The 25325-nt window shown below is 63.8% G+C and carries 17 protein-coding genes and 4 pseudogenes; 12 read left to right on the top strand and 9 right to left on the bottom strand.

The genetic code is table 11. The features are described from left to right. Position 1 precedes the first annotated feature (1 nt). Both ACVIIW_RS20475 and ACVIIW_RS20470 read right to left on the bottom strand, forming a co-directional pair. Positions 2-1003: a DctP family TRAP transporter solute-binding subunit gene (locus ACVIIW_RS20475; RefSeq protein ID WP_456702371.1), complete on the bottom strand. Its 1002-nt coding sequence runs from the start codon at positions 1001-1003 to the stop codon at positions 2-4. Between the two features lie 215 nt (positions 1004-1218). Continuing rightward, positions 1219-1989 (bottom strand): methyltransferase domain-containing protein, encoded by a 771-nt coding sequence (locus tag ACVIIW_RS20470; protein ID WP_456702370.1) that lies wholly within the window; start codon positions 1987-1989, stop codon positions 1219-1221. A 144-nt stretch (positions 1990-2133) separates the two neighbouring features. On the opposite strand from ACVIIW_RS20470, the gene ACVIIW_RS20465 reads away from it, so the two are divergent. From ACVIIW_RS20465 to ACVIIW_RS20415, 11 genes and pseudogenes are all read left to right on the top strand, one after another. After that, positions 2134-2877: an SDR family NAD(P)-dependent oxidoreductase gene (locus ACVIIW_RS20465; RefSeq protein WP_456705210.1), complete on the top strand. Its 744-nt coding sequence runs from the start codon at positions 2134-2136 to the stop codon at positions 2875-2877. A 296-nt stretch (positions 2878-3173) separates the two neighbouring features. Then, positions 3174-4619, top strand: a complete 1446-nt coding sequence (locus ACVIIW_RS20460) for a glucan biosynthesis protein G (protein WP_456705209.1) — start codon at positions 3174-3176, stop codon at positions 4617-4619. After that, positions 4607-6745 (top strand): glucans biosynthesis glucosyltransferase MdoH, encoded by a 2139-nt coding sequence (gene mdoH / locus ACVIIW_RS20455; protein WP_456702369.1) that lies wholly within the window; start codon positions 4607-4609, stop codon positions 6743-6745. Before ACVIIW_RS20460 ends, mdoH begins: the two co-directional genes overlap by 13 nt. Positions 6746-6855: 110 nt before the next feature. Next, positions 6856-7272: an NAD(+)--rifampin ADP-ribosyltransferase gene (gene arr / locus ACVIIW_RS20450; RefSeq protein WP_456702368.1), complete on the top strand. Its 417-nt coding sequence runs from the start codon at positions 6856-6858 to the stop codon at positions 7270-7272. Between the two features lie 319 nt (positions 7273-7591). Then, positions 7592-8980: an MFS transporter gene (locus ACVIIW_RS20445; protein ID WP_456702367.1), complete on the top strand. Its 1389-nt coding sequence runs from the start codon at positions 7592-7594 to the stop codon at positions 8978-8980. Positions 8981-9106: 126 nt separating this feature from the next. After that, a pseudogene (locus ACVIIW_RS20440) lies at positions 9107-9412 on the top strand (molybdopterin cofactor-binding domain-containing protein); the annotation flags it as partial. A 126-nt stretch (positions 9413-9538) separates the two neighbouring features. Next, positions 9539-9799: pseudogene (gene soxX / locus ACVIIW_RS20435) on the top strand (sulfur oxidation c-type cytochrome SoxX); the annotation flags it as partial. 16 nt (positions 9800-9815) lie between these two features. Beyond that, positions 9816-9905 (top strand): annotated as a pseudogene (locus ACVIIW_RS20430) (sulfur oxidation c-type cytochrome SoxA); the annotation flags it as partial. A 75-nt stretch (positions 9906-9980) separates the two neighbouring features. Continuing rightward, positions 9981-11306: an ABC transporter substrate-binding protein gene (locus ACVIIW_RS20425; RefSeq protein WP_456702366.1), complete on the top strand. Its 1326-nt coding sequence runs from the start codon at positions 9981-9983 to the stop codon at positions 11304-11306. Further along, positions 11303-12241 (top strand): carbohydrate ABC transporter permease, encoded by a 939-nt coding sequence (locus tag ACVIIW_RS20420; RefSeq protein WP_456702365.1) that lies wholly within the window; start codon positions 11303-11305, stop codon positions 12239-12241. The genes ACVIIW_RS20425 and ACVIIW_RS20420 overlap by 4 nt, the downstream gene beginning before the upstream one ends. Further along, the gene (locus ACVIIW_RS20415; RefSeq protein WP_177243057.1) at positions 12238-13062 is read left to right on the top strand and encodes a carbohydrate ABC transporter permease; all 825 of its coding nucleotides are present in this window, start codon (positions 12238-12240) and stop codon (positions 13060-13062) included. The genes ACVIIW_RS20420 and ACVIIW_RS20415 overlap by 4 nt, the downstream gene beginning before the upstream one ends. Before the next feature lie 58 nt (positions 13063-13120). Here ACVIIW_RS20415 and ACVIIW_RS20410 read toward each other — a convergent pair whose 3' ends face one another. The 3 genes and pseudogenes from ACVIIW_RS20410 to ACVIIW_RS20400 all read right to left on the bottom strand — a co-directional run bounded on the left by ACVIIW_RS20410 (position 13121) and on the right by ACVIIW_RS20400 (position 16658). Beyond that, entirely contained in the window at positions 13121-14788 is a 1668-nt protein-coding gene (locus tag ACVIIW_RS20410) for a regulator (protein WP_456702364.1), read from the bottom strand. Positions 14789-14798: 10 nt separating this feature from the next. Next, a pseudogene (locus tag ACVIIW_RS20405) lies at positions 14799-15498 on the bottom strand (cysteine hydrolase family protein). A gap of 203 nt (positions 15499-15701) precedes the next feature. Continuing rightward, positions 15702-16658 carry a hypothetical protein gene (locus ACVIIW_RS20400; RefSeq protein ID WP_456702363.1) on the bottom strand — a complete coding sequence of 319 codons (957 nt, stop codon included), beginning with the start codon at positions 16656-16658 and terminating at the stop codon, positions 15702-15704. Between the two features lie 164 nt (positions 16659-16822). Here ACVIIW_RS20400 and ACVIIW_RS20395 point away from each other — a divergent pair, with 164 nt between their 5' ends. Next, positions 16823-20299, top strand: a complete 3477-nt coding sequence (locus ACVIIW_RS20395; RefSeq protein WP_456702362.1) for an indolepyruvate ferredoxin oxidoreductase family protein — start codon at positions 16823-16825, stop codon at positions 20297-20299. A gap of 3 nt (positions 20300-20302) precedes the next feature. Here ACVIIW_RS20395 and ACVIIW_RS20390 read toward each other — a convergent pair whose 3' ends face one another. The 4 genes from ACVIIW_RS20390 to ACVIIW_RS20375 all read right to left on the bottom strand — a co-directional run bounded on the left by ACVIIW_RS20390 (position 20303) and on the right by ACVIIW_RS20375 (position 25286). Continuing rightward, complete coding sequence (locus ACVIIW_RS20390) at positions 20303-22060, bottom strand: FAD-dependent oxidoreductase (RefSeq protein WP_456702361.1); 1758 nt, start codon at positions 22058-22060, stop codon at positions 20303-20305. Between the two features lie 59 nt (positions 22061-22119). After that, positions 22120-23139, bottom strand: a complete 1020-nt coding sequence (locus ACVIIW_RS20385) for a S1C family serine protease (RefSeq protein ID WP_456702360.1) — start codon at positions 23137-23139, stop codon at positions 22120-22122. A 91-nt stretch (positions 23140-23230) separates the two neighbouring features. After that, entirely contained in the window at positions 23231-23680 is a 450-nt protein-coding gene (locus ACVIIW_RS20380; protein ID WP_456702359.1) for a hypothetical protein, read from the bottom strand. Between the two features lie 7 nt (positions 23681-23687). After that, positions 23688-25286, bottom strand: a complete 1599-nt coding sequence (locus ACVIIW_RS20375) for a GMC family oxidoreductase (RefSeq protein WP_456702358.1) — start codon at positions 25284-25286, stop codon at positions 23688-23690. Positions 25287-25325: the final 39 nt, after the last annotated feature.

Here is a 25325-nt window from a genome sequence, read left to right as displayed (position 1 = left end):
GTCAGTTCATCTTGACGTCGAGTTCCTTGGCAATGACATCGAGCACTTCCTGCCCGACGCGGCCTTTTGCCCATTTATAAGTCGGCTGCATCGCTTCCTGCCATGCCTTGCGGTCCGCGTCGCTCAGATAATGCAGCTGCGTCTTGCCGGTTTTCTTGATCTCGGCCAGCGCATCATCGTTCTCCTGGTGCGCGATCTGGTTGGTGTAGTCGGTGGCGTCCGCCATGGCCTTCTCGAGCTGGGTGCGGATATCAGGCGGCAATCCGGACCAGAATTTCGAATTGACGATGACAGCGTATTGCAGATGCGCGTGATAGGACACGGTGATGTCCTTCTGCACCTCGTAGAATTTCTGCGTCAGATAGTTCGACGCGGTGTTCTCGCAGCCGTCGACCACGCCGGTCTGCAGCGCCTGGTAGACTTCGGAGAATGCCATGATCTGCGGGATCGCGCCGAGGATGCGGAAATACTGGTCCGCGATCTTGGATCCGGATATCCGGAATTTCAGGCCCTTGAAATCCTCCGGCTTGATCAGCGGTCGGTTCGACGACACCATGTGGAAGCCATTGTCCCAATAGGCGAGCCCGGTGATGCCCTTGGTCTCCAGCTTCTGGAACAACCACTTGCCGACCGTGCCCTTCATCGCGGCGGAGTAGGTCGCTTCGTCCTTGAACAGCCAGGGCAGGTCGAGTGCCTCGAACTCCTTGATGCCGAGCGGGGCGAATTTCGCAGTCGAAGGCGCGAGCATCTGCACCGAGCCGAGCTGGAGCGCCTCGATCTCCTCCTTGTCCTTGTAGAGCGAGGAGTTCGGATAAACTTCGACCTTGACCTTGCCGTCCGTATACTTCTCGGCGAGCTCCTTGAACTTCAGTGCGCCCTTGCCTTTCGGCGTATCATTGGCGACGACGTGGCTGAACTTGATGATGATCGGGCTCTGGGCCTGGGCAACAGCCGGAGCCAAAGCGAACGCGGCCGCAGCGACCGCAAAGAGCAATTTGCGCATGAAGGACCTCCCCAACAACCCTGGAAACCAGGTTCTTTTTTTGTTTTGCAGGTCAGTAGTGGCAGCAATCGGCACCCCGAACAACTAGACCTAAGCCCAATTTGCCGCGGCGGTGCCATGCCGCACCGAGGCTATCTCGGCGGCAATCGCATGCGCAACCCGGGGCCGGCTTCCGGTTGGTGAAGCGAGCGCTTATGTCGCATCGCCGAAGCGCGTTAACCCTTGCGCTGGGCGACCATGAACAGGCGCCGGAACGGAAATAGCGTCTGCCCCGCCTCGTTCTTCGGATAGGCCTTCGCGACCCGCATCCCGTAGGCCGCTTCAAACTCGATCTTCTCGGCGCCCTCGAGCACGTCGAGATAACGCGTCAGCCAGGTGCCCTTGGTCCATTCCTTCACGGGATTGTCGCCTTCGAGCACCTGGAGATATTCGGTCTCCCAGATGTCGATATTCGCAGACAGCGGTGCGAGTACATCGTGATAGAAGGCAGGCCCCTCCACCGGCGGCGGCGTGACGAGGTGCTCGACCTTGGACCGCCATGGCCCGTTCAGGGCCGTCTCGCCGATCAGCACGTGCGATGGCGCCAGGAAGTTGCGTGGCATCTGCACTGCCAGCATGCCGCCGGGCGCGACCTTCTCCATCACCGTAGGGAAGAGCGCCGCGTGATGGGGCAGCCAGTGCAGTGCGGCATTGGAATAGACGACGTCATATCGCTTCGCGGGATGCCAATGGCCGAGGTCTTTATGTGACCATTCCACATCAGGCGCGGCTTTGCGCCCGGCAGCGACCATCTCGGCCGAGCCCTCGACAGCCGTGACCGCAGCGGACGGCCAGCGCTCCTTGATCAGTTTTGTGACGTTGCCGGCGCCGGCGCCGAGATCGGCGACCGTGCGCGGGCCGATGTCGGGAATGCGCATCAGCAGGTCGACCGCGGGCCGGAGCCGGTGACCGGAGAATTTCAGATATTGCTGCGGATCCCAGACCATTGGTCGAGCCTTTTTCTTTTTGGTGTTTCCTTCGCGAGGCGACTTGGTTACCACTGCTCGTCCCGCTCAGGCAATTCGCTAGAGCTGCAGGACGGGCGGGAAGCGAAAGCAACAAGCAAGAACCAATCAAGAGAGCGTGTGACCATGGATCTCGGGCTGAAATCGAAAACCGCTGTTGTCACCGGCGCCAGCATCGGCATCGGCCGCGCCATCGCCAAGGGCCTCGCTGCCGAAGGCGTCCGCGTGGTGGGCGTGGCGCGCCGCACCGACCTGCTCGCCGAGCTGGTGAAGGAGGTCGGCGGTGGGCTGATCACGCCGTTCGAGCAGGATGTGATGGCGACAGACGCGGCGGAGAAGATTTCCGCTTTCGCGCTGAAGGAGCTCGGCCATGTCGACATCCTCATCAACAATGCCGGCGGCAGCCGTCCCCTCCCCATCGATGCGCCCGACAGCAAATGGGACGAGGCGATCGCGCTGAATTTCACCAGCTACCGCCGGATCGCGCATGCGCTGCTGCCGCAGATGATCGAACGCAAATGGGGCCGCATCGTCAACATCACCGGCAAGTCCGAGCCGGAAGGCCTCAACGCCGCGTTCGCCGCGAAGGCCGCGGTGCACGCCTGGGCCAAGGGCCTGTCGCGCGAGATCGGCGAGCACGGCATCACCATCAACTGCATCCCGCCCGGCCGAATCATGAGCGAGCAGATCCGCCGCAACTACGCGCCTGATTATCGCGAGCGTTTTGCCGAGGAAGAGATTCCGGTCGGCTATTGGGGCGAGCCGGAAGACCTCGCCGCGCTCGCCGTGTTTCTGGCGTCACCGGTGGCGCGCTACATCACGGGAACGGTGATCCCGGTGGATGGCGGGTTGAGACGGTATCAGTTCTAGGAGCTGCTGATTCCGATGCAGCCCTGCGGCTCGACATGCCATCACCCGACATCGCTGGCTCAACCTGATCTGTTGATGGAGCAGACGGGCGGCTGCATCGGATCCAAAGACGGCCCCTGAATTCGCCCAAACATCCGCCGAAATTATCGCTGTCACGCCACGTTGCCCAAGCGGAACTCCGGGGAACATGGGTCGTTTCCTCCCCTGGTTCGAACCGGGGAGATCCAAGCGTGAACCGCCGTCAACTTCTTCGCGCGTCGGCTGCTGTTTCAGCTGTCACTATACTGCCGCGTGCAATGGCGGCCGAGACGGGCTCCGCCCCGTCCTTCAGTCCTTCCTACGTACGCGAGCTTGCCCGCGCGCTTGCGGCCAAGCCGTTCGCCCCTGCCGACGAGAAGCTGCCGGATGCGCTGACGAATCTCAACTATGACCAATACCGGTCCATTCGTTTCGCGCCGGAGAAGGCGCTATGGCGTGATGAGAAACTGCCGTTCGAGGTGCAGTTTTTTCCTCGCGGCTTCTTCTACAAGAACAGGGTCGAGATCTTCCAGGTCGCGGACAAAAGCGTCATGCCGATTCCCTATCGGCGCGATGACTTTTCTTTCGGGGACGGCCTGGGGCAATGGCCGGATCTCGACATCGGCTTTTCCGGATTCCGTGTCCACGCTCCCATCAACCGGCCGGATTATTACGACGAAGTTTGCGTATTCCTGGGCGCAAGCTACTTTCGGGCCGTCGCGAAGGGCCAGACATACGGCCTGTCGGCGCGCGGGCTGGCGATCAATACCGGCGAAAGCAAGGGCGAAGAGTTTCCGGTGTTCAAGGCGTTCTGGCTGGAAAAGCCCGCGCCCAATGCCTCTTCCCTCGTGGTGCATGCGCTGTTGGACAGCAAGAGCGCGGCGGCAGGCTACCGGTTCACCATTCGACCCGGCCAGACCACGGTCTTTGACGTCGAGATGGCCCTCTATCCGCGGGTCGACGTCGAGCATCCCGGACTCGCGCCGATGACCAGCATGTTCTTCTTCGGGCCAAACGAGCGCAAGGATTTTGACGATTTCCGCCCGGCGGTTCACGATTCGGATGGACTTGCGATCTTCAACGGCAGGGGTGAGCAGCTCTGGCGCCCGCTCAACAATCCGCACGATCTGCAGGTCAGCACCTTTGCCGATCGCAATCCAAGTGGCTTCGGCCTGATGCAGCGGGAGAGGAATTTCGCCGCCTATCAGGATCTGGAATCCAGCTTCGAAAAGCGCCCAAGCCTCTGGTTCGAGCCGATCGGCGATTGGGGCGAAGGTGCCGTGAAACTGTTCGAAATTCCGACCAAGGAGGAGGTTCACGACAACATCGCCGCGCTTTGGCAACCCAAGCAGCCGTTGATGGCCAAGAGCGAGCACATCTTCACCTACCGGCTCCACTGGGGGCCCGACGCGCCGAAACCCGAAGCGCTGGCGCGGTTCACGCGAACCGGGATCGGCAGCCGGGGCGACGACAGCAAACTGTTCGTCCTTGAACTCATGGGCGAACAACTCAAAGGCGTGGATCCCAAGACCATCAAGGGCGTGGTGACCGCTGAAAAGGCCGAGATCAGCAACATCGTCACCCAACCGAATCCCATGACAGGCGGATGGCGTCTGAGCTTTCAATGTGCGGTCAAGGGGCAGACGGCGATCGAACTGCGAGCCTTCCTGGCGCAGGGCGATGCGCCGGTCTCCGAGGTGTGGATCTATCGATGGACGCCGTGAAGCAGTTCCCGCCACCGCGGAGCGCCCTCGGCAGCCCGTTCCTGCCGCCCGAAAGTCCGCTCCCGATGTTGCCGTGCCGGCTGGGCCGCGCGGCAGACTCCGGCCGGGATCCGGTTCGTCCCGGGGCCGCCCTGATCGTTCGACGCCTCTTCATCTTCGTCGGCACGGCCTTGCTGACGGCTGCCGGCGGCTACGGCATGTACGACGTGGTCGAAGTGGGTGGCGTGACCTTTCTCGAAGCGGTGCTGCTCGGCCTTTTTCTCGTGCTGCTCGCCTGGGTCGCGTTCTCCTTCATGTCCGCGCTTGCCGGATTTTTCGCGCTGCTGACGCGTCGGCCTGCCGGATTGCCGCTCGACACCACCGGCTCCCTGTCAGCGGTGACGTCGCGCACGGCCATGCTGATCCCGACCTATAATGAGGATCCGCATCATGTGATGGCGCGACTGCGCGCGATGTATGAATCGGTCGACGAGACGGGATATGGAGAAAAGTTCGACTGGTTCGTGCTGAGCGACACGACTGACCCGGACATCTGGATCTGCGAGGAGATGACCTTCATCCAGCTGCGCCGCGCCTGCGGCCTGGATCGGTTGTACTACCGCCATCGCTCCGACAATACCGCACGAAAATCCGGCAACATCGCCGACTGGGTCAGCAGGTTCGGCGCAGCCTACGATCACATGATCGTTCTCGACGCAGACAGCCTGATGGAAGGCAATACCATCGTGCGCCTGGTCCACGCGATGGAAACCGATCCCGTTGCCGCGCTGATCCAGACGCAGCCGGTCATCGTCAACGCGCGGACGCTGTTCAGCAGGCTGCAGCAGTTCTCCGGGCGCGTATACGGCCCGATCGTCGCAGCCGGTAACGCCTGGTGGCACGGTGGCGACAGCAACTACTGGGGCCACAACGCCATCATCCGCGTGCGGGCCTTCGCTGCGGAGGCCGGCTTGCCGGAGTTGCGCGGCCGCAAGCCTTTCGGAGGCCACATCCTCAGCCATGATTTTGTCGAGGCTGCGTTGATGCGCCGCGCCGGCTGGAGGATCTATATGGCACCGAACATTGGGGGCAGCTTCGAAGAGGTCCCTCCGTCGGTGCTGGACTTCGCGGGGAGAGACCGTCGCTGGTGCCAGGGTAACCTGCAGCACCTCGCGGTCCTGCCGGCGCGCGGGCTATACTGGGTGTCGCGGCTGCATCTGCTGACGGGCATCGGCTCTTATCTCACCGCGCCGCTGTGGCTTCTGTTCCTGGTGCTCGGCCTGCTCATCTCATTGCAGGCGCACTTCATCCGCCCCGAATACTTTCCGAAGGGATTCAGTCTGTTTCCCACCTGGCCGCAACAGGACCCGGTGCTCGCGGCCCGGCTCTTTGCCGCGACGATGGGACTTCTGATCTTGCCCAAGCTGCTGGCCTATGTCTTGGTGATTGGCCATCGCGAGGGACGCATGGGTTTCGCCGGAAGCGTTCGCCTGCTGCTGGGGGTGTTTTGCGAAACTGTTCTCGCGGCACTGATCGCGCCGTGCATGATGATCTTCCAGAGCAAGGCGGTCATGGAAATTCTCGTCGGGCGGGACGCGGGATGGCAGGTGCAGCGCCGAAGCGATGGAGAGCTTGCGCTCGGCGAGATCTATCGCAAGTTCGCCGGGCCCACCGTGTGCGGCCTGGTCCTTGCGCTCAGCGCCTATGCGGTCTCCTTGCCGCTGCTGCTTTGGATGTCGCCTGTGGTGCTGGGTCTCCTGCTTGCAATTCCGCTGGGAATAATAACGTCGTCGCGGTTGAAGGCGCCCGGAGTCTTTGCAACGCCGGAAACCAACAATCCGCCCGCTGTGGTGCTCCGCGCGAATGAATTGGCCGCATCGGAGCCCATCGAAACGACCAAAGCCCTGCACCAGCTCAGCCGGGATCCGGAGTTGCTGGGCGAGCATCTGGGTTCGCTCTCGCTTGCGAGCCCCCGCAAGTTCGGCCCTGTCCATGTGCCTCTGGCGACGGCGCGCGCCAAGGTCGAAGAATGCGAAAGCTTCGAGGATGCGGCCGCGTGGCTCGACAAATCTGAATTGCACGCGGTTCTCAGCCATCCCACGCTGCTCCGGAGAGTCCTGGAGATGCCTCGTGGCAGGCAGGGATAGGGCGATGGCGAGATCGGCGAGCACGGCATCACCATCAACTGCATCCCGCCCGGCCGCATCGTGAGCGCGCAGATCCGCCGCAACTAACAACAGCCGCTCAGGATCGATTCATGTCATCCGCACCAACCATGTTCGCGCAATCGTTCTTCCACGGCACACGCGCCGATTTGAAGCCCGGCGACCTCATCGTCGTCGGCCATCCCTCCAACTTCACCGACATCAAGCCGCTGTCCTGGGTTTATTTCACGGCCACGCTGGACGCGGCGATCTGGGGCGCGGAGCTCGCCGCAGGCAGCGGACCGGGGCGGATCTACGTCGTGGAGCCGACCGGGCCGATCGTCGACGATCCGAACGTGACGGACAAGAAGTTTCCCGGCAATCCCACGCAGTCCTATCGCTCCCGCGATCCGCTGCGGGTGATTGCCGAGGTGACGCAGTGGCAAGGCCACGCGCCCGAGCGGCTGCAGCAGATGACGGACAATCTCGCCCGCCTGAAGGCGGAGGATATCGACAACATCGTCGACTAGCGTCGCGAGGGTGGCCGCTCAGCACGAGCTGGCTTTGCCGCCATGATGACATCGTGCCGGTGTTTTGCCCGACGTGTCAACTTGTCCGGCGCCGCTGAGGTCGCAACCGAGCCGGCTGAAAAACCCCTTCTCCATCAAGGGGCCTTCTACGGTGCATGGGGTTGTTTTCGAGCGCGCGGCTCACGCGGCCTGCAATATCCCGGCGATCGCAGCGCCCTTTGCGCATACAATGCATGCAAGCATATGCCTGTGGAAGGCGCCGCAAGCGTAGTACACGCCAGAGATCATCGACGCCGATCGCCGGAGCAAAGCGCAAGGCATGACCATCACGTTACCTGCCGCTGCGCGCGAGCCCGATCATCCCAAAGCCGATGGCCTGCCGGCCGAACAGCGCCGCTGGGCGATCGCGGCGATCTTCACGGCGTTGGCGATGGCCTCGCTCGATACCGCGATCGCCAACATCGCGCTGCCCGCCATTGCCGCGAATCTGCATGTCAGCCCGGAGCAGTCGGTCTGGGTGGTCAACGTCTACCAGATCGCGCTGGTGGCCACGCTGCTGCCGCTCGGGGCGCTCGGCGAGATCGTCGGGCACCAGCGCATCTATCTCGGCGGTCTCATGCTGTTCACCATCGCCTCGCTGTTCTGCGCAGTGGCCTGGTCGCTGGACAGTTTGCTGGTCGCACGGACGCTGCAAGGCCTGGGTGCCAGCGGCATCATGAGCGTCAACACGGCGCTGGTGCGTTTCGTCTATCCCGGCCGGATGCAGGGCCGCGGCTTCGGCCACAATGCGCTGGTGGTCGCAACCGCCTTCACCTTCGGTCCCTCGATTGCGTCTGCGATCCTTGCGGTCGGCCCATGGCCGTGGTTGTTCGCGGTCAATATCCCGTTCGGCCTCGTCGCAACAGGCATCGGCTTCACGATGCTGCCGAACACGCCGCGCGCCGATCACGGCTTCGATTTCCTCGGCGCGCTGCTCGCTTCTGCCTGCCTCGGCCTGTTCATTACAGGCATCGGCAGCGCCGCGCACGATATGTCGCCGGTCATCGTGGCCGTCGAGCTCGTCACGGCATTCGCACTCGCCTTCATCCTGACGCGGCGTCAGGCCGATCATCCCGCGCCGATGCTGCCGATCGACTTGTTCGCCAGGCCGATGTTTGCTCTGTCGGCGGCGACCGCGGTCTGCTCCTTCGCGGTGCAGGGTCTCGCTTTCGTCTCGCTGCCGTTCTATTTCGAGGACGTGCTCGGACGCTCGCAGGTCGAGACCGGCTTCTTCATGACTCCGTGGCCGCTGGTGGTTGGCATCATGGCGCCAATCGCGGGCCGCCTCTCTGATCGCCATCCGGTTGGCCTGCTGGGTGGCATCGGTCTCATTCTGCTAGGCCTCGGCATGGCGCTGCTCGCATGGCTTCCCGCGAGCCCGAGCATCCCTGACATCGTCTGGCGGATCATGATCTGCGGCATGGGGTTCGGTTTCTTCCAGGCACCGAACATGAAGGCGATCATGTCGAGCGCGCCACCGCATCGCGGAGGCAGCGCCTCGGGCATCGTCGCAACTGCGCGACTGACGGGGCAGACGACCGGTGCTGCGCTGGCCGCGGCCTGCTTTGCCATGGCGGGCCACAACGGCGCCACCGTGGCGCTGACGTTGGGCGCAGGCTTTGCCGCACTCGGCAGTGTCATGAGCTTCCTGCGGCTGGCGGTGAAGTAGGACGGCGGGGCGCACACGACACCGCCCGCTTCATAACGTTCCTGGAGATGCGAGAATCTTCGCTAGCTGCCCCTCAGACTCTTGATCTGAACGGTTCCGGTTTGGCGGACACATTGCGCCGCTGTGCCGGCGCCGCAAGGCGTCTATCGCGGCATCGCGCAGGTCATGAGTTATGGCAGCTACGTTGCCGGCGCCGCCGAAATCTCGGTGGCGGACGGCAACAAGATCAAGGTGCTTCGCATCGTCGCCTCCACCGACCCCGGCTACGTCGTCAATCCGGCCCAGGTGGAGCGGCAGATCGCAGGCTCCTTCGTCTATGGCCTCTCGGCGCTGTTCCATGGTGGCTGCACCGTGAAGGACGGCCGCATCGAGCAAACCAACTTCGACACCTTCAAGTCGATGCGCATCAACGAGATGCCGAAAGTGGAAGCGCGCAACGAGGTAATCGCGGGCCTGCGTGACATCGAAGCGCAGCAATTTGAATATGACAGGCTCGCCGCCGAGGGCGTCACCGTGATCGGCCAGGCGGTGTCCGCCATCGAACCACAGCTGCGCAGCTGCCATTCCGGCCCGTTCCCGGAAACGCGTTTCCAGGGCGACCTCGCGCCGGATCTCAGTGGCGCCGGGAACCGCTGGACGGTCAGCCAGTTGCGGCTTCGAATGGTTGACGCCTCGCGCTTCAAGCCGGACACCATCATGCCGTCCTATTGCCGTGCGGACGGCCTCGTCCGCGTCGGACGCGGTTTCATGGGCAAACCGATATTGTCGGCCGCAGAGGTCGAGGACATCGTGGCCTTTCTTGCAACGCTCCGAGACTGAGCTTTGCCGGAGGCGTTACGGCGCGCCCGAGCTGGTCGCGCTCGAACTCCATCTGATGTCGCGGGCCCGCGGAATGCCGATGGAAACGCCGGCGGTGCGACCGTAACGCCCAAATTAGGGCTAGGCAGGCGTCGAACGGTCGCTAGTATCCCCCCAAATTGAGTCACAGGGAGGAATTAAGGTGACTGACCACAAAATCTCGCGCCGTACGCTTTTGACCGGCACCGCGGCAGCTGGCGCGCTCAGCCTGACGGGATGGCCGGCACGCGCCGAGGTCAACTGGAAGAAATATGCCGGGACCAAGCTCGAGGTGATCCTCGCCAAGGGCCCACGCGGCGATAATCTGCAAAAATACGTCAAGGAATTCACCGAGCTCACCGGTATCGAGGTCGAATCCGAGCAGATCCCGGAGCAGCAGCAGCGCCAGAAATGCGTCATCGAGCTCACCTCCGGCCGACCAAGCTTCGACGTCGTCCATCTCAGCTATCACGTGCAGAAGCGGCAGTTCGAGAAGGCCGGCTGGCTCGCCGACATGACGCCCTTGATGAAGGACCCCACGCTGACGGCGCCCGACCTCGTCGAGAGCGATTTCTCGGCCGCCGGCCTGCAATACGCCAAGAATGACAAGGGCCAGATGCTGTCGCTGCCCTGGTCGGTCGATTATTTCATCCTCTACTACAACAAGGAGCTCTTCCAGAAGAAGGGTGTGGCCGTCCCCAAGACCCTCGACGAGATGGTCGCGGCCGCCGAAAAACTCACCGACCCCAAGGAGGGAATCTACGGATTCGTCGGGCGAGGCTTGCGCAACGCCAACATGGCGTTGTGGGGCAATTTCTTCCTGGACTACGGTGGGGAATTCCTGGACAGCAAGGGCAACATCCTCACCGACGGGCCGGAAGCCGTCGAGGCGACGAAACTGTACCAGACCCTGCTAACCAAATTTGCTCCACCCGGTGTCGCCGGCTTCAACTGGATGGAGTCGATGGCCTCTTTCACGCAGGGGCGTTCGGCGATGTGGATCGACGGTGTCGGCTGGGCCCCACCGCTTGAGGATCCCGCTGCGTCGCGCGTGGTCGGCAAAGTCGGCTACACCGTCGTGCCTGCAGGCCCGAAGGGGCACTATTCGGCCACCTATGGTGACGGCGTCGGCATTGCCGCTGGGAGCAAGAACAAGGAAGCGGCCTATCTGCTCTGCCAATGGATCGTCTCGAAGAAACAGGGTGCGCGGTTGTTGCAGGCCGGCGGCGGCGTGCCGTTCCGCAACTCGATCCTCGGTGATTCCGAGGTGCAGCAGGGTGTGAAGATGCCCAAGGATTGGCTGCAGTCGGTGATCGATTCCAGCAAGATCAGCAAGCTTGGTCTTCCCGTCGTGATCCCGGTCGCCGAATTCCGCGACATCGTCGGCGCAGCGCTCACCGCAACCTTGTCCGGTGCCGATCCCGCCGCCGAGCTGAAGAAAGCGAACGATCAATTTCGTCCGATCCTGGAGCGTAGCGAAAAGGCGTGAGTGCGTTGACACAATCGACTCCGGCCGCGGCACGGTCTGATGCCGGGCCGGAGAAGGAGCTGCGGCCGCCGTCCTATTGGCCGTTCGTGGTGCCGGCGTTGCTCGTCGTGCTCGCGATCATCATCTTCCCGTGGGTGTTCACCATCTGGATGAGCCTGAACGAATGGAAGGTCGGCTCGCCGACGACCTTCGTCGGATTCTCCAACTATCTGCGATTGACCAGCGATCCCCGCTTCATCGAGGCGATCGGACACACGCTGGTCTACACGCTGCTGTCCGTACTGTTGCCGCTCGTGTTCGGCACATTCGCAGCCGTGGTGTTTCACCAGAAATTCGCCGGACGCGGTTTTCTGCGCGGTATCTTCATCATGCCGATGATGGCGACGCCGGTGGCGATCGCCCTGGTCTGGACCATGATGTTCCACCCGCAGCTCGGCATACTGAATTACCTGCTGTCGCTGGTCGGACTCCCCCCGCAGCTGTGGGTATTTCATCCGGCAACCGTCATTCCGTCGCTGGTGCTGGTCGAAACCTGGCAATGGACGCCGCTCGTAATGCTGATCGTGCTCGGCGGTCTGGCCGCGATCCCGACCGAACCCTATGAGAGCGCCCAGATCGATGGCGCCAATCTCTGGCAGGTGTTCCGCTTCATCACGTTGCCGCTGATCATGCCGTTCCTGTTCATCGCCGGCATGATCCGCATGATCGACGCGGTGAAAAGTTTCGACGTCATCTTCGCGATCACGCAGGGCGGACCGGGCACGGCGTCGGAGACGATCAACATTTATCTCTATAGCGTCGCCTTCACCTACTACGATCTCGGGTATGGCTCGGCGATCGCGGTCATATTCTTCCTGCTGATTGTCCTGCTTGCTGCGGTAATGCTCTACGCCCGGCAACGCATGTTGTGGACCGAAATCGCGAGCGACGCATGACGCCACGTCAAATCATCGGCAAGATCAGCCTGTGGTTCGCGGTACTCGTCATCGTGTCGCCGGCGATCCTGTTCTTTCTCTGGATGGTGTCGCTCTCGCTGAAATTCGAGGTCGACAATGCGGCCTACCCACCGGTGTTCATCCCCGAGCATTTCGCCTGGAAGAACTATGCCGACGTGCTCGCCTCCAACCGCTTCGTCACCTATTTCTTCAACAGCCTGATCGTTACCGGCAGCGCGACCGCGCTCGCGCTGATGGTCGGCGTCCCCGCCGGCTATGGTATCGCGCGCATGGCCGCCCACAAATCCGCGATCGTGATCCTGATCGCCCGCATCACGCCCGGGCTGTCCTATTTGATCCCGCTATTCCTGCTGTTTCAATGGCTGGGACTGCTCGGCACGCTGGTGCCGCAGATCATCATCCATCTCGTGGTGACGGTGCCGATCGTGATCTGGATCATGATCGGCTATTTCGAGACGACCCCATTGGAGCTGGAAGAAGCCGCGCTGATCGACGGCGCCACGCGCTGGCAGGTGTTCCGGCATGTCGCTCTGCCGATCGCCAAGCCCGGCATCGCGGTCGCTTTCATTCTCGCGGTGATCTTCTCCTGGAACAATTTTGTGTTCGGCATCGTGCTGGCCGGACGTGAGACCCGCACCCTGCCCGTCGCCGTCTACAACATGATCTCGTTCGACCAGCTGAGCTGGGGCCCGCTTGCCGCCGCCGCGCTGATCGTCACCCTCCCGGTGCTGTTGCTCACGGTGTTCGCCCAGCGGCAGATCGTGGCCGGGCTTACGGCCGGCGCCGTCAAGGGCGGTTAGAAATGAAACCAGCCGGGCCATCAAACATGGCCCGGCCGCTTTTTATGTTTTGCCTACCCTACTCCGCCGGTGCGGCCTGCATCTCCGGGGGCGCGGCATAGCGTTCGGTGGCGCCGAGCTTGCTGGCTGCGAACAGGCCCGCTGCCATGACGGCATAGGCGAACGCCACCGCGGGCGTCACGCCGAAGCCGCCACCGACGCCAACAGCTTCACCATGCATGAAGCCGAAATAGGTCAGCACCGCGCCGACGAGCGCGAAGGCTGACGCCTTTTCGAAGTCACGCTCGATGATGAAGACGCCGATCGCACCCAGAATGAGCCCGCCGAGGATGGAGCCGCCGCCCATGACCTCGAGCCCGTGATAGAACACGCCCTGCTGCGGCAGGGCGGCAATCGCTGCACTCTTCACTGCGGCGGCCTTGTCGGCGGCCATGCCGCCGACGGTAGCCGCAGCATTCACGGTCGAGCCGAGCATGGTGTCGAGCTGGAGCTTGGCCCATGCGGCGAGATGCGGCGTGAAGGCCAGCGCCACGGCGGGCGCGTGCTTCGACGGCGTGGTCTGGAAAGCCTGGGCGGTCATCAACATGCCGATATAGAGCAGGATCGGCGAGATCGCGACGACAGGCACCAGGGCCAGCAGCACCGAGATGACACCGAACCAGGACAGCACCACAACCATGATGCCGGTTGCGGCCGAATAGCCGATCCGGCCGCCCATCGCCTTCCAGCCGGGATGGCCGATATAGACCGCGTTGATGAAGGGATTGCCCATCAGGCAGCCGATCAGGCTGACGACGCCGTCGGCGGTCAGCACACGCGTGGTCGGATATTCGTCCCCCGCGGCTTCCGCGCTCTCGACGTTGTCCATGGCCTCGACGAGATCATAGATGCCGAAGGGAATCGCGGTCACCAAGATGACGCCGAGATATTCGAAGCCGGAGAAGACATGGTTCACCGCAGGGATCGGCACCGAGAAGCCGAAATTGGCGAAGGCATCACCGACGCCCTTGACGCTCAATCCCCCGAGGCCGAGACCGAACAGGTTCGAGCCCCATGCGATGATCATGCCGACCACGATCGCGATCAGACCGGCCGGAACGCTCTTCAGATATTTCACGCCGCCGAACCAGCTCACCAGAATGATGGCGAAGCAGACCAGACCGATCTGCGGAGTCATGTACATCTCGAGCGCCGGGCGCATCGCAATGAAGGTGAGCGAGACGCCTGCAAGCGTGCCGAGCAGCGCCGCGCGTGGCGTGATCTTGCGTATGAACGGTGCGATAAAGCCGCCGATCATCAGGATGAAGCTCTGGAAGAACACCCAGACCAGACCCGCCGACCAGCCCTTGAGCGGGTCGCCGGTCTTCAGGGTAACAGGCAGCATGATCACGAAGGTGACAATGAACATGTGCGGCACGCTGACGCCGGACGGCAGCGCGCAGACATCGCTGCGGCCGGTCTTCTGCGCGAGCCGGTAGGCGAGGTATGCGTAGTAGAAGGTGGAGAGGCACATCATCAGCCCCAGCGCGGGCAGGATACGGCCGAACACGAGACTATCAGGCATTTTCAGGACGAAGCGGAGCAGGCCCGTGAGCACCAGCATGTTGACGAGGATGTTGGTGCCGAAGCCGAAAAACGCGTTCCAGTCACCCGATGTCCAAAGTGCCGGCTTGAACTCGGACTTGTTGATCTCAGATTTGGCGGCCGTCCCCGTAAACGTGCTCATGGTCATACCCCTATGTGGTCGAAGTCTTCATCGCCTCCAGAACTGCGGCCGAGTCTGCGACCCAGCCGAAGATGCCGCCCTGGGCCTTGATCATCTTCAGGCCCATCTCGTGGAATTCGGGGAAGTAGGACGCGCAGCCGTCCGAAATGACGACGCAGCGATAGCCGCGATCATTGGCCTCGCGCACGGTGGTGTTGACGCATACCTCTGTGGTGACACCGCACACCAGCAAGTTCTCGATGCCGTATTTCTCGAGCACGTCTGTCAGCTCGGTGGCGTAGAACGCGCCCTTGCCGGGCTTGTCGATCACGACCCTCACTGTCGAGCGGATAAAGCTCGGGGATGATGTCGTGACCGGCTTCACCGCGAATGAGAATGCGGCCCATCGGACCGGGATCGCCGATGCGCAACGACGGCGCGCCGCGCTCGACCTTTGCAGGAGGCGCGTCGGAGAGGTCAGGCAAATGGCCCTCGCGCGTGTGGATCACCAGCATGCCGGTGTCGCGCGCGGCCTTCAGCACCGCACCGATCGGCTTTACCGCGCGCGCAAGCTGGCTGACGTCGTTGCCAAGCGTCTCGCCAAAGCCCCCGGGCTCCATGAAGTCGCGCTGCATGTCGATGATCACAAGCGCCGTCGACAACCAATCGAGCTTGATCGGCTCGGGCTCGGCGCTGATGACGCCCAGTGTCGGCTTGGTTGAGTTCAACATGACGAGGCCCCGCGAGAACTCTCTGTCTCAGGAGTTCTGCAAGCGCCGTGCCATTGTGTACAATCGCGGGAGCGTCAGGGAGACAAGGGAAATCGCTGCGCACTCAGAAGGTTACGCCAGAGATCGACGTCTGCTTATTCCCTGTGCGTCGGCTTTTGCGACGTGCATTTGCTCAAACGATGAGCGGCCGTGAGGCGCACTTCTTAGCGGCCAGTATCTCCATACAGCTGTCGATACTCCTCCTCATACCGCGCATAGGAGTCCTTCAGTGTCGCCATGTTGAGCAGCATCGTCGCGACCATTGTGCCTGCCTTGTCGAACACGCGTGTCTTGACCCACGCGCTCTCGGTGCGGCGGCTGCCGGACAGCGCGACCACCTCGCGCTCCACCTCGTACTCCTCGCCGACGAAAAGCGGTCCCCCCAGGAGCCGGATCTCCTGGTCGGCGAACAAGCCGACGGCCGGCCCCTTCGCCGGCAACGGATCGTCCTTGGAGCGGTACTGGAACAGCACGCTCAGCATCTCCATCGGAATGATGGCCTGCCCCCACGGATTTTCGGCGCCCGAATAATAGGCCGAGCTCTCGGTGATGACAGCGAGCTTCTGCCGCAGCGAAAACGGATAGAGGTCGCCCATGTTCTGATCGAACGCCATCCGCACCGTCTGTCGCGTGCTGGTCTGCGCCACCTTGACGTCGCGCAGGATCACGGGATCGACGAGCGGCTTGAGTTCGGTCAGGCGCGCCTCGAGCGCTGTGGCAATGCCGGGATCGCCGACCGACGCCGTGCCCCGCAGCACCTCGGTGCCGTCGCGCTTCACCATCTGGATCTGGCACTGGCTCGTTCCGGACAAAGGCTTTGACAGGATCGCCTGCACCTCCTCGCCCTCATAGCAGACGCTGCGATAATGCGCGGAGAGACAGCCGCTCTCAAACCACGCCTGGCCCCAGAGACGCGCACCGAGCGGCGCAAACTGGCTGAAATGCGTCGGCCCTTCGATGGTGCCACCCTTGAAGCCGAGCTTCTGCGCGGTGGCATCGTCGTGGATGGAGGCATGCGCATCGTAGACTTGCTCGTGCAGCATCTGGCGCGGCTGGCGCCACGGCCCGATCAGGGCCTCGGCGGTCTCCGTGATCTCAGTCTTGAACGCACTTGCAGTCATGGGCTCCTCCACGGGCAGCCATGACTAGCAGGCCCGCCACCGATGCGGCCAGCGATATTGACTTCGGTGCGCCATGCTTTTGAGTGCCAGCACCCGCTTCGCAAGTCGCCCCCTCTTTCCGCGGCGCAAAATTCCTCCCGGACACGACGACAAGGACGCCTGAAATGACGCTGTTGCAGGTCGAGCTGGACGACAAATACCGGCTCGAATCGAAACGGATCTTCCTGTCCGGCACCCAGGCCTTGGTCCGCTTGCCCATGTTGCAGCGCGAACGGGACCGGCTCCAGGGGCTCAACACCGGCGGCTTCATCTCGGGTTATCGCGGTTCCCCGCTCGGCATGTACGACCACGCGCTGTGGCGCGCCAAGTCGCACCTCGAGCAGCACGACATCGCTTTCGTCCCCGGCCTGAACGAGGACCTGGCTGCGACCGCCGTCTGGGGCAGCCAGCAGGTCGGGCTGTTTCCGGGCGCCAAGGTCGATGGCGTGTTCGGCATCTGGTACGGCAAGGGCCCCGGCGTGGACCGGTCCGTCGATGCGCTCAAGCATGCCAACGCAGCCGGAACCTCGCTCAATGGCGGCGTACTGGCGCTCGCCGGGGACGACCATGGCTGCCAGTCCTCGACGCTGGCGCATCAGAGCGAGCAGGTGTTCGCGGCGGCAATGATCCCCGTGATCAATCCGGCCACGCTGCAGGATTACCTCGATCTCGGCCTCTACGGCTTTGCGCTATCGCGCTTCTCCGGTTGCTGGGTCGGCTTCAAGGCGATCAGCGAGACCGTCGAGAGCTCCGCATCGATTGACAGCGACCCTGAACGTATCAAGATCGTGCTCCCGGACGATTTCGAGATGCCGCCGGGCGGCCTCAACATCCGCTGGCCCGATCCGCCGCTGGAGGCGGAGAAGCGCCTGTTCGGCCCGAAGATGGCGGCGGTGCAGGCCTTTGCCCGCGCCAACCAGCTCGACCGCATCGTGCTCGATTCCAAGCCGGCGCGGCTCGGCATTATCGCGACCGGCAAGGCCTATCTCGATCTGCGCCAGGCACTCGCTGAGTTAGGCATTACCGACAAGGATGCGCGGGATCTGGGCTTGCGCATCTACAAGGTCGCGCTGACCTGGCCGCTGGAGGAAAGCGGTGCCAAGCGTTTTGCCGAAGGGCTCCAGGACGTGCTCGTGGTCGAGGAGAAGCGCGGCTTCATCGAAGACCAGCTGATGCGCATCCTCTACAATATCGATGCCTCAAAGCGTCCGACGGTCACAGGCAAGCGCGACGAAAGTGGTGCGCCGCTGCTCCCGGGCGAAGGCGAACTGACGCCGACGATTGTCGCCGGTGCGCTGGTCGCGCGTCTGCGCAAGCTCGGGCATCACAGCCCGGTGCTGGAGCAGCGCCTCGCCCGGCTCGAAGCGTTCGACAATCCCGTCACCACCGGCACGCAGATCAAGCTCGCGCGTACGCCCTTCTTCTGCTCCGGCTGCCCGCACAATTCCTCGACCCGCGTGCCCGAGGGAAGTCGCGCCATGGCCGGCATCGGCTGCCACGCCATGGCCCTGAGCATGCCGACCCGCCGCACCGATCTGATCTCGCATATGGGCGCCGAGGGCGTGAACTGGATCGGCCAGTCGCCCTTCACGACCGAGAAGCATATCTTTCAAAACCTCGGCGACGGCACCTACACTCATTCCGGCCTGCTGGCGCTGCGCGCGGCATCGGCCGCCGGCATCAACATCACCTACAAGATTCTGTACAACGACGCGGTCGCGATGACCGGGGGCCAGCCGGCCGAGGGCGCCTTCAACGTTGCGCAGATCGCGCATCAGGTCTGGGCGGAGGGCGTCAAGCGGCTCGCGATCGTCTCGGACGACCCGACCAAATACCCTGAGGGCAACTACTTCCCGCAAGGCGCGACCATCCATCATCGCCGCGAGCTCGATGCCCTGCAGCGCGAGCTGCGCGATATCAAGGGCCTGACGGTCGTGATCTACGACCAGACCTGCGCCGCCGAAAAGCGCCGGCGCCGCAAGCGCGGGCTCTATCCCGATCCCGCCAAGCGCGCCTTCATCAACGAGCTCGTTTGCGAGGGCTGCGGCGATTGCTCGCAGGCGTCCAACTGCGTCTCTGTGCAACCGCTGGAGACTCAGTTCGGCCGCAAGCGGCAGATCGACCAGTCGAACTGCAACAAGGACTTTTCCTGTGTCGAAGGCTTTTGCCCGAGCTTTGTCACCGTGCATGGCGGCTCGCTCAAGCGCATGAAGAGTTCGGCGGTCGATTCCGGGCAGCTCTTCGCGGACCTGCCGCTGCCGCCGGCGCGTGAGCTTGACGAACCCTACAACATCCTGGTCACCGGTATCGGCGGCACCGGCGTCATCACCATCGGCGCCCTGCTCGGCATGGCCGCCCATGTCGACGGCCTCGGCTGTTCGGCGCTGGACTTCACTGGTCTGTCGCAGAAGAACGGCGCGGTGATGAGCCATGTCCGCATCGCGCCGAAGCCGGAGGATATTTCGGCGGTCCGCATCACCACCGGCGGCGCCGACGTCATCCTCGGCTGCGACATGATCGTCTCGGCCGGCCCGACGGCGCTGAGCCGCGCCGAGCGTGGCGTGACCAGGGCCTATGTCAACGCCGACCTCCAGCCGACGGCGAGCTTCGTGCAAAATCCAGACATCGATTTCGAGATGGGCGCGATGCAGGCCGTGCTGCGCGACGCCGTCGGCGACAAGAACCTCGACATCATCGACGCGACAGGCATTGCCGCGGCGCTGATGGGCGACAGCATCGCGACCAATCCATTCATGCTCGGCTTCGCCTTCCAGAAGGGCGCGATCCCGCTCTCGCTGGAGGCCCTGCTCCGCGCCATCGAGGTCAACGGCGCCGCGATCGAGATGAACAAGCTCGCCTTCACCTGGGGCCGCCTCGCCGCCCACGACATGTCGCGCGTGCGCAGCGTGCTCCAGTTCAAGAGCCGCGCCTCCGTTTCGACCCCGTCGCTCGACGACATCATCGCGACGCGCGCGGAATTTCTGACCGGCTATCAGGACAAGGCCTACGCGGACCGCTATCTCGCGGCCGTTGCCAAGGTCCGGAAGGCGGAGAGCGCGGCCTCGCCTGCGTCCACGGAGCTGACCGAGGCGGTGGCGAAGAACCTGTTCAAGCTGATGTCTTACAAGGATGAATACGAGGTCGCGCGGCTCTATACCGACGGCAGCTTCGCCAAAAAGGTGTCGGAGAAATTCGACGGCGATTTCACGTTGAAGTACCATCTCGCTCCGCCGATTTTTGCGAGGCGCGACAAGACGAATGGCCGGCTTCAGAAGCAGGAGTTCGGCGGCTGGATGATCCACGCCTTCCGCATTCTAGCAAAGCTGAAGTTCTTGCGCGGCGGGGCGTTCGACCCGTTCGGCCGCACCGAGGAGCGCCGCAGCGAGCGGAAATTGGTCGCGGATTACCTTGAGATGATCGATCGGCGGATCGTTGGGCTGAAGCCCGAGCAGATTCCGCTGCTGGCGCGGCTCGCCCGCGTGCCAGAGACGATCCGCGGCTTCGGCCACGTCAAGGAAGCCAACATCAAGCTGGCTGCGGCGGAGAAGGCGCGGCTGGAAGCAGAGCTGGAGAACAGCCGGTTTGCGGCGGCCGCGGAGTAATAGTTAGGGCTCGCCCGCCCTCCGCGCATCATTGCGAGAACCCCTTGCCTTCGCGGCACTTGGCACGGTCGCCACCCCCTCGGCCAAATGCCGTCCCGCGATATACCCGAACGTCAACGCCGGCCCGAGCATGATCCCCGGCGCCGGACAGTTCCCGTTCATGATCGAGCCCATGTCATTGCCGCAGGCGTAAAGCCCCGCAATCGGCGTGCCGTCCTGGCGCAGCACGCGCGCCTGCGCATCGACCTTCATGCCGATCGCCGTGCCGAGATCGGCGGGGTAAATTCGCAGCGCGAAGAAGGGTGCCTCAAGGATCGGCGCGACGCATGGATTGGGCTTGTGGCTGGTATCACCGAGATGCCGCTGATAGATGGTGCTGCCGCGACCGAACTCGGGATCGCGCCCCTCCTTCGCATCGGAATTGTAGCTCGCAATCGTCGCTGCGAGCACGGTCGGCTTGATGCCGGTCTTCGCCGCGAGCTGTGCGATGTCGGGCGCCTCGATCAACTCGCCGTTCGCCACATGGCGCCGGAAATTGCGCATGAACGGCTCGATGCGACCAAGGCCGTAGGTCCACAGGAACTGGCGATCGCAGACCAGATAGAACGGACGGTCCGGTTCGTCACCGCCATCGCGTAGCATCGCGAGCACGAACTCATGGTAGGTCAGCGCCTCGTTGACGAAGCGGCGGCCGGCAGCGTTGACAGCGATCACGCCGGGCTTGGCGCGATCGGTGACCGTGTGCGGAAACACGCCGCGGCTACCGTCGGCGCGACGGAACAGCGAGACGGGCACCCAGTAGGCCGGGCTCGTCGCGTCGACGTTCAGCGCAGCGCCCACTGCCGTCGCGAGGCGAAGACCATCCCCCGTGGCTGACGTGTTCGTTGCCGAGACAAATCCAGCAGCAGGCGGGAAGCAGCGCTTGCGCAGGGTTGCATCGTGCGAGAAGCCGCCAGTTGCGACCACCACGCCGCGGCGCGCCGCAATCCACCGGTCACGTGAGCCATGGCGGATCACCACACCGCTGACGCCATCGCCCTGCACCGACAGATCCTCGACGTCGGCGCTGAAGAGGATCTCGACCCGCCGCGTCAGCAGCGAGGCATAGAGCCGCGCCGCGAGCGCATTGCCGAGATGCAGCGTCGTTCCCCGCGGGTTGCGCAGCCGCTGCAGCGCGTATCCGGAAACGAGCCGCGCCGCGCGCAAGGTCGAGCGCAGCGATTTTCCGGCCCGGCGCAGATGCAGGATGTCACGTCGATCGACCATCATCCCGCCGAATATCGTCGACTCCGGCATCGGCGCGCGCAGTCGCGCGAAATGCGCGCCCAGCCGCGTGCCGTCGAAGACGACCGGCTCGAGCACACGCCCGGCCGACGTCGCGCCCAGCCGCTCCGGATAATGATCCGGACAGGCCTTTAACGGTTGAAGGCGCACTTCGGTGTTGGCCTCGAGCCAGGCGACCGCCTCCGGCCCGCGGGCGAGGAAGGCAGCGCGCAAGCCGGCATTGGCCGGCTCCGGCACCGTGCTCGACAGATAGCGAACGGCATCCGTAATGCTGTCAGACAGCCCTGCCTCTTTCATCTTTGGATTGGCGGGAATCCACACCATGCCGTCGGACCACGCCGTGGTGCCGCCGACAAAGGCGGTCTTCTCGATCATGAGCACGCGCAGACCTTCGGTGGCGGCGACCGCCGCAGCCGTCATGCCACCGGCGCCAGCGCCGATGACAATGACGTCGTAGGTCTCATGCGCCGGCATCATGCGGCGGGTTTCCGAGGACAAGGCATGGCACCGTCATACCTCGCCCGAGGGCACCCACGCTAGCGGGCCGGCTTGCGCTCGATCGGATCGATATCGATCGCCCGGAGGCGGCCGAGCCGCAGCACGTCCATGGCGAGGCGGCAGCCGATGCGGTCGCGGTCGAGCACGCGGATCAGATCGTCGACGCCGTTGATGTCGACGCCATCGAGCTTGATCACGACGTCACCGGGCAGCAGACCCGCTTTCGCCGCAGGTCCATCCGGCTCGATCTGCATCAAGAGTGCGCCCATCTTGTTCTCGACGCCGGCCAGCACCGCGTGCCGGCGCGGGACCGGCGCGGTCTGTCCGGCGACGCCGATAAAGGCGCGGCGGACGTAGCCGTGGCGGATGATTTCCGACAGCACGAATTGCGCGGTGTTGCTGGCGACGGCGAAGCAGATGCCTTGCGCACCATTGATGATGGCCGTGTTGATGCCGATCACCTCGGCATTTGACGACACCAGCGGTCCGCCGGAATTGCCGGGATTGAGCGCGGCGTCGGTCTGGATCACGTCCTCGATGGTGCGGCCGCTGACCGAGCGGATCGAGCGCCCGAGCGCCGACACCACGCCGGCGGTGACGGTCGATTCAAAACCGAGCGGATTACCGATTGCGATCACGAGCTGGCCGCGCCGCAGCGTCTTGGAATTGCCAAGCGCGGCATAAGGCAGGTCGCGTACGCCGTTGGCGCGCAACAACGCGAGGTCCGTATCAGGATCGACGCCGAGCACCCGGGCGTCGCCCACGTTACCCTCGACGTCGCGCAGCCTGATCTCCTTGGAGGCGCCAACCACATGGCTGTTGGTGAGCACCAACCCGTCCGGCGAGATCACGATGCCGGAGCCGAGCCCGCCGCGCCCGCGGCCGTTCGGCGTCTTTGGCCCGGTCTCGACACGCACGACGGCGGGGCCGACGCGGTCGGTCACGTCGATCACGGCATTGGAATAGGCGTCCAGCAGGGTCCGGTCATCGACCGGAGCAGACGCTGTCGTTCGCGATGACGGCGCGTCATCGACGATATCTGAAGTGAAATCCAGCATGGTAGAAGCCCTTGAGGCTCACACAGATGGTGGCCTGTTCCCGCCTGCGCAAGGTGCCTGCCCCGGACGCCGGGCTGGACTGCCCAGATGGCTAGGGCGGTCGCCGCAGCGTGCCGCCCCTCGCCTTGACGGGATCGAGCAGCGACCAGTCGCCGTCCGGGAGCACATGGCCCCTCGGGAACGGTGCACGCAGCTCGAGGCCGAGCGAGCGCAGCACGCGGTCGTCGCGATAGTAGCATTGCAGAACGACGCGAACGAGCGTTGCCGCGGCCGCGCCGCCGTGGTTGCGAAACTCCTGCGCCACTGCATCGCGCCCCGCGCTATCGAGATCCGCGAGCGGCTGACCTGCGAGCCGCGCCAGATGGTCCAGCGCCGTCGCGACCAATTTGGTGTCGCGGCCGAGCGTCGCAAGGATATCGGCCTGGATCGCGGCGTCGTCGGCGCCGGGCACCTTGTACTCGTCGCTGGCGGGAACGATCATCCCGGCGACGGTGCGGAGGTCGTCGCGCTGCGCGCGCGTGAGCTGAAGACTTTCAGACATGACGGCCTCAGTCGAACAAATTGGCGAGACGCTGCTTCATCTGGTCGGCGATGTAGAGCGCGAGGGCCTGGATGGTGGACGTCGGGTTCACGCCGCCCGAGGTGACGAAGATGCTGCCGTCGACGATGAACAGGTTTTTGACGTCGTGCGTGCGGCCCCACTCGTTGACCACTGAGCGCTTGGGATCGGTGCCCATCCGCGCGGTACCGAGCAGATGCCAGCCACCCCAGGGGATCGGCGAGTTGACGCAGATGTCGGTTGCCCCCGCCGTCTCGAGGATCTCGCGTCCGCGGGCGAGCGCATGGTCCATCATCCTCCGGCTGTTCTCGCTGATGGTGTAGTTGATCTTCGGCGCAGGGATGCCGTGGCTGTCCTTCAGCACGGGATCGAGCGTGACCTGGTTGTGCTCCTCCGGCAGATCCTCGCAGATCGCGGAGAAGCCCAGCCGATGGCCGTTGAGCTTGCGGAAAACGCGGTGATGGTCCTCGCCCCACGGCAGAATACCCTTCTGCTCGCTGACGACAGCCTCGAACACCGGCCCAGCCCCGCGCACGAACTGGACGCCATAGCCGCGCACGAAGCCGCGCGACAGGTCCGTGTCGTACCACTCCTTGCTCCACAGGCAGGTCGGCGGTGCACGGTTGGAGTCGGTCGGCTCCTTCACGTAGCCGTAGATCTGCGCGTAGGGATGGAACATCAGATTCTTGCCGACGAGGCCCGACGAATTGGCAAGACCGTTCGGAAAGCGGTCGGACTTCGAGTTGAGCAGCAGCCGCGGCGTGCCGACGCCGTTGCAGGCGATGATCACGACATGCGCCGGCTGGAACTGCTCGACGCCGTCCTTGTCGTAATAGACCACGCCGGTGGCCATGCCGTTCTCGTCGGTGGTGATCTCGCGCACCCGGCAATGCGTGCGCAGCTCGACGCCGGCCCGGATCGCATGCGGCCAATACGTGATGTCGGTCGAGGACTTTGCGCCTTGCGCGCAGGCTGGTGTGCAATGACCGAGATTGATGCAGCGCGCGCGGCCCTCATAGTCCATCGTCGCCACCGTCGTGTCCGACGGCCACCAGTGCCAGCCGAGCTTGTTCATGGCCTTGGCGATGATGGCGCCGGACAGTCCCAGCGGCTGCTGCGGCATCGGCGGATGCGTCAGGGGCGATCGAGGATCGCCTGACAGGCCTGATGTGCCCATCATGCGGTCGTTCTCTTCGAAGAACGGCGTCAGCGTGTCATAGTCGATCGGCCAGTCGTCGGCGACGCCGTCGAGCGTCTTCACCTTGAAGTCAGAGGGATGCAGCCGCGGCCAGTGCGCGGTGTACATCACCGTCGAGCCGCCGACCGCGTTGTAATTGACGACCTTGATCGGCGAATTGTCGTCGTTAACAGGATAGTCCTCGGGCCGGCCGCGGACGTTGGGGCTCGACGACCATTCGCCGTAGAACTTGGCCTCCCAGTCCCGGCCCGTGCTGGGGTATTCCGCCGGGTTCATCCAGCCGCCCTGCTCCAGGCAGAGGATGTGCATCTTGGTATCGGCCAGCGACCACGCCGCCGCAGCGCCCGAAGCGCCGGCGCCAATGATGAGGACGTCCACGGGGTCTTTCATCGAAACGCTTTCCTCCCGCCCTCGCCGCTTCCCGGGCGA

It is taken from the genome of Bradyrhizobium sp. USDA 4449 (genome assembly GCF_054056275.1).
This window is presented reverse-complemented; position numbering and strand designations above follow the sequence as displayed.

Excerpts from the sequence above, each read along its gene's own strand:
- ACVIIW_RS20445 (WP_456702367.1), top strand. The coding sequence starts at position 7,592 with ATGACCATCACGTTACCTGCCGCTGCGCGCGAGCCCGATCATCCCAAA.
- ACVIIW_RS20375 (WP_456702358.1), bottom strand. The coding sequence starts at position 25,286 with ATGAAAGACCCCGTGGACGTCCTCATCATTGGCGCCGGCGCTTCGGGC.
- ACVIIW_RS20460 (WP_456705209.1), top strand. The coding sequence starts at position 3,174 with ATGGCGGCCGAGACGGGCTCCGCCCCGTCCTTCAGTCCTTCCTACGTA.
- ACVIIW_RS20395 (WP_456702362.1), top strand. The coding sequence starts at position 16,823 with ATGACGCTGTTGCAGGTCGAGCTGGACGACAAATACCGGCTCGAATCG.
- ACVIIW_RS20380 (WP_456702359.1), bottom strand. The coding sequence starts at position 23,680 with ATGTCTGAAAGTCTTCAGCTCACGCGCGCGCAGCGCGACGACCTCCGC.
- ACVIIW_RS20415 (WP_177243057.1), top strand. The coding sequence starts at position 12,238 with ATGACGCCACGTCAAATCATCGGCAAGATCAGCCTGTGGTTCGCGGTA.
- ACVIIW_RS20385 (WP_456702360.1), bottom strand. The coding sequence starts at position 23,139 with ATGCTGGATTTCACTTCAGATATCGTCGATGACGCGCCGTCATCGCGA.
- ACVIIW_RS20390 (WP_456702361.1), bottom strand. The coding sequence starts at position 22,060 with ATGATGCCGGCGCATGAGACCTACGACGTCATTGTCATCGGCGCTGGC.
- arr (WP_456702368.1), top strand. The coding sequence starts at position 6,856 with ATGTCATCCGCACCAACCATGTTCGCGCAATCGTTCTTCCACGGCACA.
- ACVIIW_RS20410 (WP_456702364.1), bottom strand. The coding sequence starts at position 14,788 with ATGAGCACGTTTACGGGGACGGCCGCCAAATCTGAGATCAACAAGTCC.
- ACVIIW_RS20465 (WP_456705210.1), top strand. The coding sequence starts at position 2,134 with ATGGATCTCGGGCTGAAATCGAAAACCGCTGTTGTCACCGGCGCCAGC.
- ACVIIW_RS20475 (WP_456702371.1), bottom strand. The coding sequence starts at position 1,003 with ATGCGCAAATTGCTCTTTGCGGTCGCTGCGGCCGCGTTCGCTTTGGCT.
- mdoH (WP_456702369.1), top strand. The coding sequence starts at position 4,607 with ATGGACGCCGTGAAGCAGTTCCCGCCACCGCGGAGCGCCCTCGGCAGC.
- ACVIIW_RS20470 (WP_456702370.1), bottom strand. The coding sequence starts at position 1,989 with ATGGTCTGGGATCCGCAGCAATATCTGAAATTCTCCGGTCACCGGCTC.
- ACVIIW_RS20400 (WP_456702363.1), bottom strand. The coding sequence starts at position 16,658 with ATGACTGCAAGTGCGTTCAAGACTGAGATCACGGAGACCGCCGAGGCC.